Annotated in this window: 14 protein-coding genes; 6 read left to right on the top strand and 8 right to left on the bottom strand. The window is 35.7% G+C overall.

What is annotated here, in order from left to right; translation table 11 throughout:
• Positions 1–114: 114 nt before the first annotated feature.
• The 6 genes from HHU12_RS15625 (at position 115) to HHU12_RS15600 (ending at position 4986) form a co-directional block, all read left to right on the top strand.
• Complete coding sequence (locus HHU12_RS15625; protein WP_169657684.1) at positions 115–468, top strand: hypothetical protein; 354 nt, start codon at positions 115–117, stop codon at positions 466–468.
• Between the two features lie 105 nt (positions 469–573).
• Complete coding sequence (locus HHU12_RS15620) at positions 574–1053, top strand: GNAT family N-acetyltransferase (RefSeq protein WP_169657683.1); 480 nt, start codon at positions 574–576, stop codon at positions 1051–1053.
• The gene (locus HHU12_RS15615; protein WP_169657682.1) at positions 1053–2006 is read left to right on the top strand and encodes a YheT family hydrolase; all 954 of its coding nucleotides are present in this window, start codon (positions 1053–1055) and stop codon (positions 2004–2006) included. The genes HHU12_RS15620 and HHU12_RS15615 overlap by 1 nt, the downstream gene beginning before the upstream one ends.
• Positions 2007–2026: 20 nt before the next feature.
• Positions 2027–2248, top strand: a complete 222-nt coding sequence (locus tag HHU12_RS15610) for a hypothetical protein (RefSeq protein ID WP_169657681.1) — start codon at positions 2027–2029, stop codon at positions 2246–2248.
• A 245-nt stretch (positions 2249–2493) separates the two neighbouring features.
• Complete coding sequence (locus HHU12_RS15605) at positions 2494–4362, top strand: glycoside hydrolase family 13 protein (protein WP_240970988.1); 1869 nt, start codon at positions 2494–2496, stop codon at positions 4360–4362.
• A gap of 204 nt (positions 4363–4566) precedes the next feature.
• On the top strand, positions 4567–4986 hold the full coding sequence (locus HHU12_RS15600; RefSeq protein WP_205959893.1) for a hypothetical protein: 420 nt from the start codon (positions 4567–4569) through the stop codon (positions 4984–4986).
• A gap of 2 nt (positions 4987–4988) precedes the next feature.
• Here HHU12_RS15600 and HHU12_RS15595 read toward each other — a convergent pair whose 3' ends face one another.
• From HHU12_RS15595 to HHU12_RS15560, 8 genes are all read right to left on the bottom strand, one after another.
• On the bottom strand, positions 4989–5792 hold the full coding sequence (locus HHU12_RS15595; protein WP_169657678.1) for an inositol monophosphatase family protein: 804 nt from the start codon (positions 5790–5792) through the stop codon (positions 4989–4991).
• Between the two features lie 563 nt (positions 5793–6355).
• Positions 6356–7675, bottom strand: a complete 1320-nt coding sequence (gene bioA, locus HHU12_RS15590) for an adenosylmethionine--8-amino-7-oxononanoate transaminase (protein ID WP_169657677.1) — start codon at positions 7673–7675, stop codon at positions 6356–6358.
• Positions 7668–8309: a dethiobiotin synthase gene (gene bioD / locus HHU12_RS15585; RefSeq protein WP_169657676.1), complete on the bottom strand. Its 642-nt coding sequence runs from the start codon at positions 8307–8309 to the stop codon at positions 7668–7670. The genes bioA and bioD overlap by 8 nt, the downstream gene beginning before the upstream one ends.
• Positions 8310–8313: 4 nt before the next feature.
• The gene (gene bioC / locus HHU12_RS15580) at positions 8314–9066 is read right to left on the bottom strand and encodes a malonyl-ACP O-methyltransferase BioC (protein WP_169657675.1); all 753 of its coding nucleotides are present in this window, start codon (positions 9064–9066) and stop codon (positions 8314–8316) included.
• On the bottom strand, positions 9063–9734 hold the full coding sequence (locus HHU12_RS15575) for a pimeloyl-ACP methyl esterase BioG family protein (protein WP_169657674.1): 672 nt from the start codon (positions 9732–9734) through the stop codon (positions 9063–9065). The genes bioC and HHU12_RS15575 overlap by 4 nt, the downstream gene beginning before the upstream one ends.
• Complete coding sequence (locus HHU12_RS15570) at positions 9712–10896, bottom strand: aminotransferase class I/II-fold pyridoxal phosphate-dependent enzyme (protein ID WP_169657673.1); 1185 nt, start codon at positions 10894–10896, stop codon at positions 9712–9714. The genes HHU12_RS15575 and HHU12_RS15570 overlap by 23 nt, the downstream gene beginning before the upstream one ends.
• Positions 10897–11164: 268 nt before the next feature.
• The gene (gene bioB, locus HHU12_RS15565) at positions 11165–12169 is read right to left on the bottom strand and encodes a biotin synthase BioB (protein WP_169657672.1); all 1005 of its coding nucleotides are present in this window, start codon (positions 12167–12169) and stop codon (positions 11165–11167) included.
• A gap of 1097 nt (positions 12170–13266) precedes the next feature.
• Positions 13267–14115: a phytoene desaturase family protein gene (locus HHU12_RS15560; RefSeq protein ID WP_169657671.1), complete on the bottom strand. Its 849-nt coding sequence runs from the start codon at positions 14113–14115 to the stop codon at positions 13267–13269.
• Between the last annotated feature and the right edge of the window lie 79 nt (positions 14116–14194).

Genomic DNA, 14194 nt, shown 5'->3' with positions numbered 1-14194 from the left:
TTTTAATATTAATAACTCCTTATTTATCGTTAAATGGAAATTACTACCAAACACAAACTATCTTTAGGTATAGTTGCTGTACTATTAGTCTTTATCGTGATTTTTGAATCATGTATGTCAACCTCTGTCGAATTACCTTGTCAAAAGCGTACTTGGTATTCTGGAGTCATCAAATCATCAAATGAAAAAGATGTAGATATGAAAATGTCTGTAAAGTTTACAGATGAGTATGTATTAGTTGAATTGATGAATGACCAACTTCATGAGGTATACAAATTATTGCCTTCTGAAAAGACGGAGAATGAAATTATATTTCAAACTGACGAGAGGTTGATGAAAAGATACCATAACGCTAAACTTGTACTTGCTCAAAAAAGCAATACTGATCAAATTGAAGTATCATTTAATGACTTCATTAAAAACTATAGTTATAACAATCACGCATTGCATGTGAAAACTAAAGTATAAAGATTTATAGATTTTGGATAAAGGTTAGTATTTGTGAAAATGCTAACCTTTTTTTCTGTCCTAGTACTTATATTCTGCTTAAATTTGTGGCCAAAAAAAGTGAATATGCAAATCAGGCCCATTCAAGCATCAGACAATGATGAAATAGGACATTTAATTCAGAGAGTTTTAGAAGAACATAAAGCAAATGTGCCTGGCACAGCCTATTTTGATAAACAGCTTTTTAAGTTGAGTGAAGTTTATCAAGCAGAAAATGCCGTTTATTATGTCATTGAAGAGAATAATGAAATTATGGGCGGTGCTGGAATCAATGTTTTAGAAGGAGGAGATCCTTCGGTCTGTGAACTTCAGAAAATATATTTGAAACAAGAAGGAAGAGGAAAAGGATGGGGGAGAATGCTTATTGAAAAATGCCTTGATTTTGCTGAAAATAGGAATTATTCTAGTTGCTATTTGGAAACAATGCCCGAACTGTCAAAAGGAATTGAACTCTATAAAAAAGTAGGTTTTGTAAGTATTGAGAAACCGTTGGGAGACACCTCTCACCATGGATGTTCGATTTGGATGTTAAAACAATTATCATAATGCCAATTATTAATTCTCAGTTTTCACCAAACTTTTGGTTTAAAAACCCACATGTCAATACGATTTTCTCGAATCGTATCAAAAAACAAAAAACACCCAAATACTTTAGAAAACGTTTTGAAACCCTTGATAATGATTTTTTTGATGTAGACACCATATTGAGTGAGTCAGATACGGCTGTGGTGATACTTCATGGCCTTGAAGGTTCTTCAAAATCAGGCTATATTTTGGAAATAGCAGATTACTTCTCAAAAATGTGGGATGTATGGGCTATGAATCAAAAAAGCTGCAGTGGTGAGCTTAATCTTAAGAAAACATCTTATCATAGTGGCAGAACAGAGGAGTTGGATTTTCTTTTGAACAAGATTATAGACAATTACCGCAAAATATATATCATAGGTTTTAGTTTGGGAGGTAATATAACGCTGAAATACTTAGGCGAAAATGCTCAGGAACTGCACCCTAAAATCAAAGCGGCAGTGGCTGTATCAGTTCCGGTTCACCTCAACTCTTCAGTAGTTACCCTTCAGCAAAGAAAGAATTGGTTTTACCAGAATGACCTGTTGGTGTCATTGAAAAAGAAGGCAATAGAAAAACTCAGAAGAGAAGATCCCGACTCTGCAAAAATTCTTTTGATGGAGAAAGTAACCTCTTTCATAGAGTTTGATAATCTCTATACAGCTCCTGTTCACGGCTTTGCAGATGCAGATGATTACTGGACAAAATGCAGTTCAAAACAGTTTCTTCCGGCCATTTCTATCCCAACTTTGATACTAAATGCCCAAGATGACCCCTTTTTATCTAATGAATGTTACCCATATGTAGAAGCTATTGGGAATGATCAGTTATATTTGGAGGTCCCTAAGTACGGAGGACATGTAGGTTTCCTTGAATCTTCAGGAAGAGATAGGTGGTACTTACGTCGTCTGATGGCTTTTTTAAAACAATACTAATAAACTTTTCACTAAACATTATGCATGGTTACTTATTTACATTGGTAGGAATAATAATGGTTGTCTGTTCATTTACAATTTATAAAGATGAAGCAACTGTTAAATATTCTATGTTAGTAGCGTCCTTCTTTTTGTTTGTATTCGGTTCTTTCATCAAGTTCAAAACACTTGTGAAATTAAAGAAAGACATGAACGATAAATTAGAAGCGGCTCAAAGAGAGAGAGAAAAAGAAGTGCAGTAACTTAAATGATACTGAGGGTTAAGCAAAAATTTCATAGTAAAGAAAAACAATAAATTTGAAGGGAAAAGTAGGATTATTTATAATTTGAAGTTGAATATTTACAGACGTTATACTAAACAATCCTAAAACTGTTGAATGTTCTTTTATATCCCTTCTTTACGTTGTTAATTGTATGTTGAATTTACATCACTTCTTGTAGTGTGCAACAACTACAAAAATATTATTGTAATCTTTTAAATATGAAAATGAAATACTTACTAACCCTCTTGATGAGTATCACTATACTCAGTTTTTCTCATGCGAAAGGAAAAGTGTCTATTGACCGTGTAGAGCCAGCATTTTGGTGGGCAGGAATGGTCAATCCAGAACTTCAAGTACTTGTGCATGGTGAAAACATCAATGATTTAGACCCTTCAATTGCGTATGAAGGTGTGACTTTAGAACAGGTGATTAAGGTAGAAAACCCTAATTATTTGTTTTTGAACCTTAAACTAAGCGAAACAGTCGAGCCTGGGAAATTCCCTATCCAATTCAAAAGAAAAGGTAAAGTAGTATTCACCTATGATTATGAATTAAAGGCAAGAGCGAAAAACTCAGCTAACAGAAAAGGTTTTTCTAATGAAGACGTGATGTATTTGATCACGCCGGACCGTTTTGCCAATGCAATTCCTGAAAATGATCATGTAGAAGGAATGTACGAAGATACAGACCGTTCTGACAATGGTAAGCGTCATGGTGGTGACCTTCAAGGTATCATTGATAATTTAGATTATCTCAAAGGCCTTGGTTTCACTGCAATTTGGATTTGCCCAGTATTAGAAAGTAATCAGGTGGATTATTCTTACCATGGTTATGCAATCACAGATTATTACAAAGTTGATGCTCGTTATGGTTCAAACGAAGATTATGTTCGTTTAGTAGACGAAGCAAAGAAAAGAGGCATCAAAATCATCATGGACCAAGTGGAAAACCATGCAGGTTTAAACCACTGGTGGACAAAAGACCTTCCAACAAAAGATTGGTATCACTCTGCTGATAAAGCTGTGAAGCCTACAACAAACCACAACAGATCTTCTTTAGCTGATCCATACACAACTCCTTCAGAGAAGAGGGCTTTTAGTGATGGATGGTTTGTAGACAGAATGCCTGATTTGAATCAATCGAATCCTTTGATGTCAAAATACTTAATTCAAAATTCAATTTGGTGGGTTGAGTATGCAGGACTTGGTGGTATTCGTCAAGATACATTCTCTTATCCTGACCCAGAATTTATGAGTGACTGGTCTAGAAGTATCATGGAAGAATATCCTAACTTCAATATTGTAGGTGAAGAATGGACTTCAAACCCAGCACTAATTGCAAGATGGCAAGTAGGTAAGGTAAATACGAATGGCTATAAATGTTATATGCCGTCAATGATGGACTTCCCTAACCAAGAAGCATTTGTAAAATCATTGAACGTTTCTCCAGATGAATCTTGGCAAGATAGTTTTGGCGCCGCTCACGGAATGTTAGCCAATGACTTCTTGTACGTAGATCCATATAACTTGGTAACATTTATGGACAACCATGATATGGCCCGTATTTATGATCAAGTGAATCAGAATTACGATCTGTATCAAATGGCTATGGTATACTTGTATACATTAAGAGGTATTCCACAAGTGTATTATGGTACTGAAATTACATTGTCATATCCTGAAAACCCAGGTGATCATGGTGGATTGAGAATTGACATGCCAGGTGGCTGGGAAGGTGATAAAGTGAATGCATTTACTGGTGAAGGCTTGAATGAGCAACAGAAAAATGCACAGAACCTTATCAAGAAGTTAAATCAATACAGAACAAAAACGACTGCTTTACAAACAGGTAAGCTCGTGCATTACTATCCAAAAAATGAAACTTATGTAATGTTCAGATTTGACGAGAAAACGAAAGTCATGACAATTTTCAATAAAAATGCAGATAAGACGGAGCTGAAATTAGATCGTTTTAATGAGACATTAAAAGGAGCAAAATCAGCAACAGATATCCTAACAGGAAAAAAATATGATTTGTCAAGCGGTGTAATTTCAATCGAAGGAACTTCAGCCTTAATGTTGGAATTGAAGTAATTTGACGCGTTTTTCATACAAAAAAATGGGTTCAAATTAGTTCTTAATAAACCGTAACTCAATATAAAAGAGACATCTCAAAAGGGTGTCTCTTTTGTATTTTGAAAAAAATGATGATATTATTGTCAATCATAAGGGTTTGATTGTCATATTCAAGACAATAGTATTATCGAGATGAAGAGCATTTATTTATCAATTTTTATTATGACCATCTTTCTGTTTTCTTCTTGTATGAGTGAAGAAGATAGTTCAGATGAGTTCTTGTTGGATCCGGTGCAACATGTGTTTCATGATGCACTTGAAGTAGAAGTCGAAGATTCTCTATCTCAGTTAGCTATTGATGTGAAAATTGTAGGCTGGCAGAAAACAGACAGAGGTGCTTACCATCTGCATTATAAGTTTTCAAGAAGGGAAAATGAGAAAATATTAGAGAGAGAAACCATTCCATATGATCAAATTCAGATTAAAGATGATATTTTGACAAAAAGTCTTCTTTTTGAAGGATTAGATTCTCTCACTGAATATTGTTTGGAGTTGCAATCTACTTATAACGATGACGTGACGAAGACAGATACTTATATCTTCACAACAAAAGGAGATACAACAGCCAATGAAATGGAATAGCATCAGCTATTCCATTTCTTGTATATAACACTTTGCATTTCTTTGTGAATACTAGGAGGAGCGGCAATTATTTCTCTATCTTCAATATAAGAAGGGTTGTTGGAGAATGTAGAAACCACACCGCCAGCCTCTTTGACAATGATAGCACCTGCAGCTACATCCCAAGCATTTAAGTTATACTCAAAGAAGCCTTCCAGACGACCACAAGCCACATACGCAAGGTCTACAGCGGCAGAGCCTAGCCTGCGGACACCATGACAGCCTTCCATCATTCCCATTAGAATATTCATGTACTGAGGCATTTTCTCAAAGTCATAATAAGGAAATCCCGTAGCAATCAATCCACTTTTAAGTTCAGTTTGTCTAGATACATGAATAGGTGAACCATTTAAAAATGCTCCTCCATCTTTCCAAGCATAAAAACACTCATCAAGATTGACTTCTCTAACCACTCCAAGGCAATAATCAGTTTCGCTTACCAGCCCAATACTGATAGAGAAAATAGGAATGCCATGAATAAAGTTGGTAGTGCCGTCCAATGGATCAATAATCCACTTCAAACCATTGCTAGAACTTCTATTCGTCCCTTCTTCACCAATAAAACCCGCTTCAGGCATGATGCTTTCTAGTCCTTCCACAATTTTCTTTTCAGCAGTTTTATCCACATAAGAAACAAGGTCATTTAGGCCTTTATATTCTATTTTGCTGTCATCAAAGTTTTGTCTTTCTGTAGCAATGAAATGACCGACTTCTTCAGTCAGTTTGATCACCTTATGACAGATGTCTTTATAATTGTATTGGCTCATAATGTTTATCTAAAAAGTAAGAAATAGAACAATTCTACTTGTCAGTTTTATATTAGTCCTCTTTGTGATTAAGAGATGATTCAAGCATGCTCTAAGAGAACTCCTATAGTTTGAAAAAGTTTATCTTATTAAATTGTTTATTTTCAGTTTAAAAGTGCATACAGCAATATTAATCAAAATAATCTTTTTGAGCTTATAACTACCAATACAAAATTACTTTTAATGAATTCTATTTTTTAAATCAGGACAATTTTCCCTCAAATGACTGAGTCTGAAACTTAGTTAGATATTAAAATTATGCATTGAAATGAGTTTTGGACAATTGAGGGGATATGTGATTGATTATTTGTAGTATTCCAATATGAGCAATAAAATAAAAAAAGATCATCACAAAATGATGATCTTTTTAATTCCTTTAATAACCCAAAAACTATTTCTTATTGCTGTTTTCATGTACTAAATAACAATTTTTATTTCACTAAAGCAAGAAATAATATAATTAAAATACTTTATTCAGTGAATGTTTTCAAATTTTATACGCTTAACAAGGTGTACGTTAAAAATTAAGTTAATTCTGATATTTTGTTTTGGACATGACTGATTCCTTTTGAGAAAACTTTTTCTATAACGGCGTACACTTTTTCTAACTCTTCTTCCGTAATTGTATAGGTCGTATTGATATACACCACATTACCTAAAGGACGTAGTAGTACATTTTCCGACAAGAAATATTTATATAATTCATCTTTAATAGAATTGAAGTATGAAGTCTCTTTTTCACTATCATATTCGATGGCTAGGATCGTTCCCGTTTGTCTTACAGACTTACAGAAAGGAGTGGATTTAATCTTTTCTTTGAAGGCTTTATGAGAGGCAACAATATTTTTAATCTGTGCTTGTCTTTCCTCACTCAACAGCATTTCCAGACTTTTTGAAGCGACGGCACATGCCAATGGATTTCCGGTGAAGGAATGACCATGGAAGAACGTCTTCAATACATCATCAGTCAGGTAAGCGTTGTAAATCTCATTGGTGCAGATCGTAAGGCTCAATGGCATAATTCCTCCTGTCAATGCTTTGGACATTGTGATGATATCAGGCGTGTTGTTTTTGAGGTGATGTGTTGCGAAGAGTTCACCGGTTCTGTAAAAGCCGGTCATTACCTCGTCAGCAATACATAATGTACCATGATTATGAGCAATACCCATCAATTCATCCAACCACTCACTTTTGTACATTCTCATCCCTGAAGCACCTTGAACTAAAGGTTCAAAAATAAAGGCACAATACTCTTCCGTTTGACAAAGTGTTTCCATACGTGTTCTCACTTCTTCCCAATTGTCTTCTGTCGGGAATGGAAGGAAATCCACATCAAATAGATAATCTTCAAAGGGCTTAGAGAACGGTGAGCGATCTGCCATTGACAATGCACCAAAAGTATCACCGTGATAGGCACCCTCAAAAGCAATTACTTTTTTACGAGTGTGTATTCCTTTGTTGTAGAAATACTGAATGATCATCTTAATCGCAATCTCATTAGCAGTACTTCCGTTATCCGAAAAGAAAACACGGGAAAGGTCACCTCTCAGTTGAGGGATAAGTTGCTCCGCCAATTTTACAGCAGGTTCATGCGTAAAACCAGCAAATATGATATGATCTAAATCTAAAGCCTGTTGCTTTAAGGTTTCTGCCAACTCTTCATTGCCATGCCCATGAATATTGACCCACCATGAAGAAACAGCATCTATAATTTCAGTCCCGTCTTCCAAAATGATTTTAGTGCCTTTTGCTCTTTTTACTGGAAGGGGTGGAGGAGCCAATGTTTGAGCTGTAAAAGGGTGCCAAATACAACTCTGATCTCTTTCTACTAAACTCTTATGCATGTTCTGAAATGGTAATGATGTTGTTGGCAATTAAGTTTTCTTTGACGATAGAAGCATACTTTTTAATTGTCTCCGCTTCAAGGTCTTCTAATTGAGGTAATCTAAGTAAGCAAGGCACTTTCGCATGTTTAAGAATCACGCTTTCTGTGTCCTCATTTTTCTCTCCGTTAAAAACGATCCCCACCAAATCAAGTCCTCTTCTTTGGATCTCACGAATGGATAATAATGAGTGGTTGATACTTCCGAGGTAGGTATTGGATACCAATACGATGGGCAAGTTGTGCTTTTCAGCAATATCAATTACCATTTCATCATCATTCAATGGTACCATCAAACCGCCTGCACCTTCTACGATCATATGCTCTTTAGAGTGCTTAGGCAATGTGATGTTATCTAATGATACTTTGATATTTTCTCTTCTAGCCGAAGCGTGAGGAGACATTGGATATTTTAAAAGGTAGGCTTCAGGTATTTTCTCACTCTTTGTAGGAAGAAGTTCGTGTACTGTTTCAGTATCTGTAGGAAATCCTGCTTGAACAGGTTTCCAGTAAGAAGCTTGTAATGCTTCAGTAAAAATAGCTGAGACTATTGATTTCCCGCTATCCGTACTGATGGCTGATATAAATAGGTTCATGATTTTATTTTTTTAGGATGAAAAACAAAGGGTGATAAGTGAGTGTGACCTTGTCATTTTTAGAAAAATGATCTTGGTATTCTGTATTAAACTGTTGTAAGATTCTAGTATTCCATACTTTCTGATTTTTGGCTGTACCGTTTACTCCAGTGTTTTTCATGTGTTTCAATACAGCTGTTCCTGAATCAAAAAGACATTCTTCTTTCCATTCCCAAGCGTCAATTAATTGGAAACCGTTTTTCTGTAGTAAGAATTTCCATTCCTCTATCGATAGGTATTCCAAGCCTTGGTTGAGTAATGCTTTGATTTCTAAAAAATTGGAAGGTCCAAAAGTAGAAAAAGCAAAATGTCCATCAGGTTCAAGTGCATTATAAATTCTCTTCAAAAGAGCATCAATATCTTCCATCCATTGTAAAACAGAAGTAGAAATGACCAAGTCCAAATGTTGAGGAAGTGAAATATTTTCTATATCACCCACTTTGAATTGTAACCTTGGAAACTCCCTCAAAAGTTGATGTGTACAAAGCGGATCAAGATCATTGACGATATAATCACCGCTGATATTTTTTTCTATTTGCTTCGTTAAAAAACCAGAGCCACACCCCATCTCAAATGCTTTATGAAAATGCGTTTCACGCTTTATAATTTCCTTATAAAGCTCGTTGGTAATTTCTTTTTGAATAAAAGCTTCTTTATCATATGTGCCTACATTTTTTCCAAAACGAGAAGCTACTTTTTGTTTGTCTACAGTAATCATAGGCTTAATGTTTGATTGAGTTGGCCAATGCTCTCCCATGTGTGATAATGATGAAATGGAAAGTGATGTGTATCGATAAGTTGCGGTGTGATCCCCTTGGGAATCCATGAATTCATCAAATTGTCAGAGGGAAAAATTCTATCTTTTTGACTTACTAAAACTTGATCAAAAGTGATGGTTTTCGATGGGGATTCACATTGTCCCAAGAAAGCGAGTTCCTCTTTTAATGACTCGATTTCTCTATCATTATTTTCAATAAATGAGGTATACACTAAACGATCACCAATCATTCTAAACGCAAACTTCTCCCAAGATTTTTGAGATAAAAGCTGAAGGGTTCCATTAAAAATGGCAGTTGGAATTCCTTCTGTATCATCCACCGGTTTTAATGAACCGTTGATGGCAATAGAATAATTATAATCAGAGTAAGTCTCCATAAATCTTGAAGCCACAAGAACTCCAAAAGACCACCCAATGACTGTTTTTTCTTTATAAGGAGTAATGGCTTCAATGATACTGTTGAAATCAAGGTTTTCATATTGACAGACCATCAAAACATCCTTCTCAGAAGTTAAGTTTTGCTCGAAATAATGCCTGCTTTGTCCCCAACCTGCAAAAAAGATAATGACGCTATCAGAATCCTTTTTATTTAACCAATGTGTCTGCATGTGTTTCTGATTTTTTGTAGTGATTAATCATGTCCAATACCTTGTCTATCTCTTTTTTGGTATGATTGGAAGTGATAGAAAGTCTCAATCTTGCGGTCCCTTTTGGAACTGTTGGATAACGGATCGCACTCACAATAATTCCCTCTTGATTTAGAGCCTCGGCTAAAGCCAAACAATCTTTATTGTCTCCAATAATGATGGGTTGAATATAGGTTGTAGAAACAGTGTCTATTCCCGATTCCTTTGCTTTTTGAATAAAGTAATTGGTGTTGTCCTCCAATTGTGAGCGAAGAGAGCCTGCTTTTTGGATTTTCTTCCAAGTAAATAACAGCCACGCTGTATTGATTGGAGGCAGAGCAGTAGTGTAGATAAAAGAACGGCAAGTATTGATTAAATACTCCTTCCATTCTGCTGATAAAACCACAAATGCGCCCACTGCACCCAATGCTTTTCCACAAGGAGCAACAATCACATCAATGTTTTCTATTTTGCCTTCTGCTTCACATAAACCTAGTCCATTTTCACCAAAAGCACCCACACTATGTGCTTCATCAATGATCAGATGACAGTTATACTTTTGCTTTAAGGCTACCAATTTCTTTACATCACAACAATCGCCATCCATGCTGAAAAGGGCTTCAGAGACTATAAATACCTTATTGAAGTTGTCTCTGTGCTTTTTTAGAAGTCGTTCTAAGTGATCATAATCCAAATGTCTGAATCGCTCAAACTGCGCTTTAGCCAACTTTAATCCGTCAACTATACTCGCATGATTCAGTTTGTCCGATAATATCAAATCTCCTTTTTGAGGAAGACTTGACATCAAACCAATATTGGCATGATAACCACTATTCATCCATAAACACGCTTGTTTTCCATACGCAGAAGCAATTGTATTTTCCAGCTTCGTACAAATACTGGAATGCCCTTCCAAAAGGCGTGAGGATGCACTACCAAAGCTGAAAAAATCAGATTGGTTTTCTTTTAAAAATGCTTCTTGAAGTCCTTTGTTAGACGCAATACCCAAATAATCATTGGAAGTAAAACTGATAAAGTCTTTCCCTTGGTATTGCACATGACCTCCATCTTTTCGGTCAATCTCTTTCAAAGACCTGTATTGATGGGTTTCCTTAAATGCCGATAATTGTTGTGATAGCTCCATCTTGTGTGAGGATGGAATGAACAATTAAAAATTATAATTCAGTGTAGTAAATAACCATTAAGGTAACTAGCGCAAGTGTTAAGCGACAGCGTCACTTGTGCTTGTATTTCGAATAAGTCTGTAGACTTATAGAAACACTAAAAGTCTACAGACTTTTTACCTATTTGGGTCCAAGTCACGCTTTCAGCTTAAGACTTGAACCAGTTAATACGTTTTTAAAACTTGCGTTAGCTATGAACCACAATTCTTAATTGTTCATTCTTCATTCTTAATATATAACTGCGTCTTTCTCCAATTTTGTTTTCGCTTCTTCTTTGAAAGATGCTCTTGGCGATAGGCCAAGTGTTTTGAACATGATCATGTCCACATCTTCTTCAGGGTTTGGAGTCGTAAGCAATTGATCGCCAGCGAAGATGGAGTTGGCGCCAGCCATAAAGCAAAGTGCTTGTGCCTCAGTACTCATTTCTGTTCTACCTGCTGATAAACGAACCATTGCTTGTGGCATGATGATTCTAGCAGTAGCGATCATACGGATCATTTCCCATGTAGAAACCATTTTGTTTCCTTCCATCGGCGTACCTTCTACAGGAACCAATGCGTTTACGGGAACTGATTCAGGGTGAGTTGGAAGACATGCTAAAGTAGTCAACATTCCGATTCTGTCTTCGTCTGTTTCACCTAACCCGATGATACCACCTGAACATACTGAAATCTTTGCTTTTTGAACGTTTTTGATCGTTTCTAAACGGTCATCAAATGTTCTTGTCGTAATTACTTGTTCGTAATATTCTCTACTTGTGTCTAAGTTGTGGTTGTAGGCGTAAAGTCCTGCTTCTTTTAGTGCCTCTGCTTGCTCTTCGTCTAACATTCCTAAAGTAGCACAAACCTCAAGGCCCATCTCATTGATTTGGCCTACCATGTCCAATACTCTTTCGAAGTCTTTGTTAGATCTCGCTTCTCTCCAAGCCGCACCCATACAAAAACGAGTAGAACCATTTTCTTTGGCTTGTTTCGCTTTGTTGACTACCGACTCAGTGGTCATTAATTTATGAGGCTCAACATGTGTATTATAGCGTGCAGATTGAGAGCAGTAGCTACAGTCTTCTTTACATCCACCAGTTTTTACAGAAAGCAAAGTACATACTTGTACCTCACCAGTTTGTTGATATTCTCTGTGAATAGTTGAAGCTTTGTACATTAACTCCATTAAAGGTAAGTGATAAATTTCAGCTACCTCTTGTCTAGTCCAATCATGTCTAATACTTGCTTGCATGTCATACTTAATTTTGTGAAGTGTACGCCATGTCAAACTATATTCTTCTATCAAGTTCTAAGATAAATCTTCATTTTCTATTATCTCATCACCAACCTATCCTTTAAAATTTAGGATATAGAAGCCTATAGCTTAACCGACGGTTAAACGACTTCTTGGTTATGAAAAATTTGATAATAGAATTCCCTTACGAGTATTGGACTCGTCAAAAAGAAAACGATTTATAAGATTAAAGCTTAATACGTGTTGGAGGGAGGGTATTCGAGAAAAAGTAGTTTTAGTAGAATCTAGCAAGTTTTTGTATAGACTGGCAGATCGACTACTTTCAGAAATACTCTGTGGGTTGCTCAATAGCGTTAATTGTGAAATTTCTAACTCACTTAATAAGAAATCATCCTCTTCAGGCGGATCATCTAAAGCGAAGTTTTGTCTGATGACAAATTCACGAATTAAAGTTGGAGCATTCAAATGTAGGCACACGTTCAGCGTACAAATTTTAATTTCCCTTTTGAGAGAATTAAAAATTGCATAGTTTTTACGCGACCATCTCTTGAAAAATACCATTGCAAAATTAACTTTTAATTCATTTGCAAAGTAAGGAAGGTTTTAGTTTAGTTCGGTAAGATATGTCAGTTTTTTAGGAAAACTTATATAATTTCTATCATTAAACTTTATGAAAGAGTGTTTTTGTCACTTTTCTTAATGCGTGATTGAGTTGCTAACAAGTATGTGATTCCAAACATAGTGGCCATTCCACAATATTCGTAAATGTTGTTGCTAAAGCTTAGGTCACTGAAATCTAACAGCCAGATATTACCTACTCCTATAAAACTTGCAATAATAACTAGGGCCCATCTGTAAATATTCATAATTTTTTGCGGTTGTAAGTTGCTTAGGTTTATTGTAACATGATCTATACAAAAATATCCGAGTGTACTGTGCTTTACAAAAATATACTGTTAATGAGTTTTTACTAGAAGATAGTTTTTGGTGATCTGTGTCATTTTTATGTAATTATTTTGTTTTCTGTGATATTTAAAACACAAAAATCGTGTGCTCATATAAAAAGGCCAAGCATTTTACTTGACCTTCTTATTTTATACTTCAACTTCTGTTTTGTTGTATTTTCTGATTTTGTAAAGGTGTTTACCAAAGCCAAAAGCACCGTCTAAAGCTGATGCTGTGGCAACACCACCCATCATTGCACCCACTACACCGGTAGTACAAATATCACCGCCTGTAATGTAAAGTCCTTTGAAAGGTGTCTGAGGTTTAATCCATTCACTACTAAAACGTTGAGGTGTATGTGCTAGTCCGTACATTCTTCCGGCTAATTTGGAGGTGAAGTTTTCCATGGTCAGAGGTGTAGAAAGTTCGCAATAATCAATTAAATCCTTAAAACCTGGATGTTGTTTTTCAACGCAAGCAATGAGTCCCTCAGCAATTTTACTTTTCAAAGCTTCATAATCCTCTCCTCTCTTTTTCCAGGGCTCATCTTTCCATTTTTCAAAAGCCTCAAAGTCGGCAAAAGAAATTATTTCGGCAGTGTGCTGTTCTGGATTTTGTTCTTTTAATGAAGGAAAAGACAAGTAACAGCTGTCAATTTCTCCTTTTACAATATCATTTCGAGTTTCATAAGTGGCGTCATGGTCATAAGAACCTGCAATCCAGTAATTTTCTCCTTTCACTCCTAATTTAGATGGACTTTCCTTTAGGCCTATATAAAGAGAAATGGCACTCATCCCTCCAGATAATTCTTCTAATTGAGAAAGGAAATCAACTTTCTGTTTTACTAAATGATTAAAAGTACCATAGAAACCAACAGAAGAAATAATCACTGGAGCATAGTATTCCTTTAACGTAAATGACTTTCCATGTTTTTCTTTCACTTTCACCCCAACAGCCCTGTCATTTTTTATAATAATTTCCTCTCCTGAGTTCCTCATTGGGACACCCTAAAATTAAATAGTTGAGCCAATTCTTTCTGATCCTCATGTAGAATAAGAGTTTTTTCAATTATCATAT

This window comes from Flammeovirga aprica JL-4 (genome assembly GCF_012844305.1).
Lineage (GTDB): Bacteria > Bacteroidota > Bacteroidia > Cytophagales > Flammeovirgaceae > Flammeovirga > Flammeovirga aprica.
The sequence above is the reverse complement of the archived record's forward strand: the minus strand, read 5'-3'. Positions and strand labels throughout refer to the sequence as shown.

What these genes read in the sequence shown, in the direction of transcription:
- HHU12_RS15625 (WP_169657684.1), top strand. Translation starts at nt 115, where the DNA reads ATGTCAACCTCTGTCGAATTACCTTGTCAAAAGCGTACTTGGTATTCT.
- HHU12_RS15620 (WP_169657683.1), top strand. Translation starts at nt 574, where the DNA reads ATGCAAATCAGGCCCATTCAAGCATCAGACAATGATGAAATAGGACAT.
- HHU12_RS15615 (WP_169657682.1), top strand. Translation starts at nt 1,053, where the DNA reads ATGCCAATTATTAATTCTCAGTTTTCACCAAACTTTTGGTTTAAAAAC.
- HHU12_RS15610 (WP_169657681.1), top strand. Translation starts at nt 2,027, where the DNA reads ATGCATGGTTACTTATTTACATTGGTAGGAATAATAATGGTTGTCTGT.
- HHU12_RS15605 (WP_240970988.1), top strand. Translation starts at nt 2,494, where the DNA reads ATGAAATACTTACTAACCCTCTTGATGAGTATCACTATACTCAGTTTT.
- HHU12_RS15600 (WP_205959893.1), top strand. Translation starts at nt 4,567, where the DNA reads ATGACCATCTTTCTGTTTTCTTCTTGTATGAGTGAAGAAGATAGTTCA.
- HHU12_RS15595 (WP_169657678.1), bottom strand. Translation starts at nt 5,792, where the DNA reads ATGAGCCAATACAATTATAAAGACATCTGTCATAAGGTGATCAAACTG.
- bioA (WP_169657677.1), bottom strand. Translation starts at nt 7,675, where the DNA reads ATGCATAAGAGTTTAGTAGAAAGAGATCAGAGTTGTATTTGGCACCCT.
- bioD (WP_169657676.1), bottom strand. Translation starts at nt 8,309, where the DNA reads ATGAACCTATTTATATCAGCCATCAGTACGGATAGCGGGAAATCAATA.
- bioC (WP_169657675.1), bottom strand. Translation starts at nt 9,066, where the DNA reads ATGATTACTGTAGACAAACAAAAAGTAGCTTCTCGTTTTGGAAAAAAT.
- HHU12_RS15575 (WP_169657674.1), bottom strand. Translation starts at nt 9,734, where the DNA reads ATGCAGACACATTGGTTAAATAAAAAGGATTCTGATAGCGTCATTATC.
- HHU12_RS15570 (WP_169657673.1), bottom strand. Translation starts at nt 10,896, where the DNA reads ATGGAGCTATCACAACAATTATCGGCATTTAAGGAAACCCATCAATAC.
- bioB (WP_169657672.1), bottom strand. Translation starts at nt 12,169, where the DNA reads ATGCAAGCAAGTATTAGACATGATTGGACTAGACAAGAGGTAGCTGAA.
- HHU12_RS15560 (WP_169657671.1), bottom strand. Translation starts at nt 14,115, where the DNA reads ATGAGGAACTCAGGAGAGGAAATTATTATAAAAAATGACAGGGCTGTT.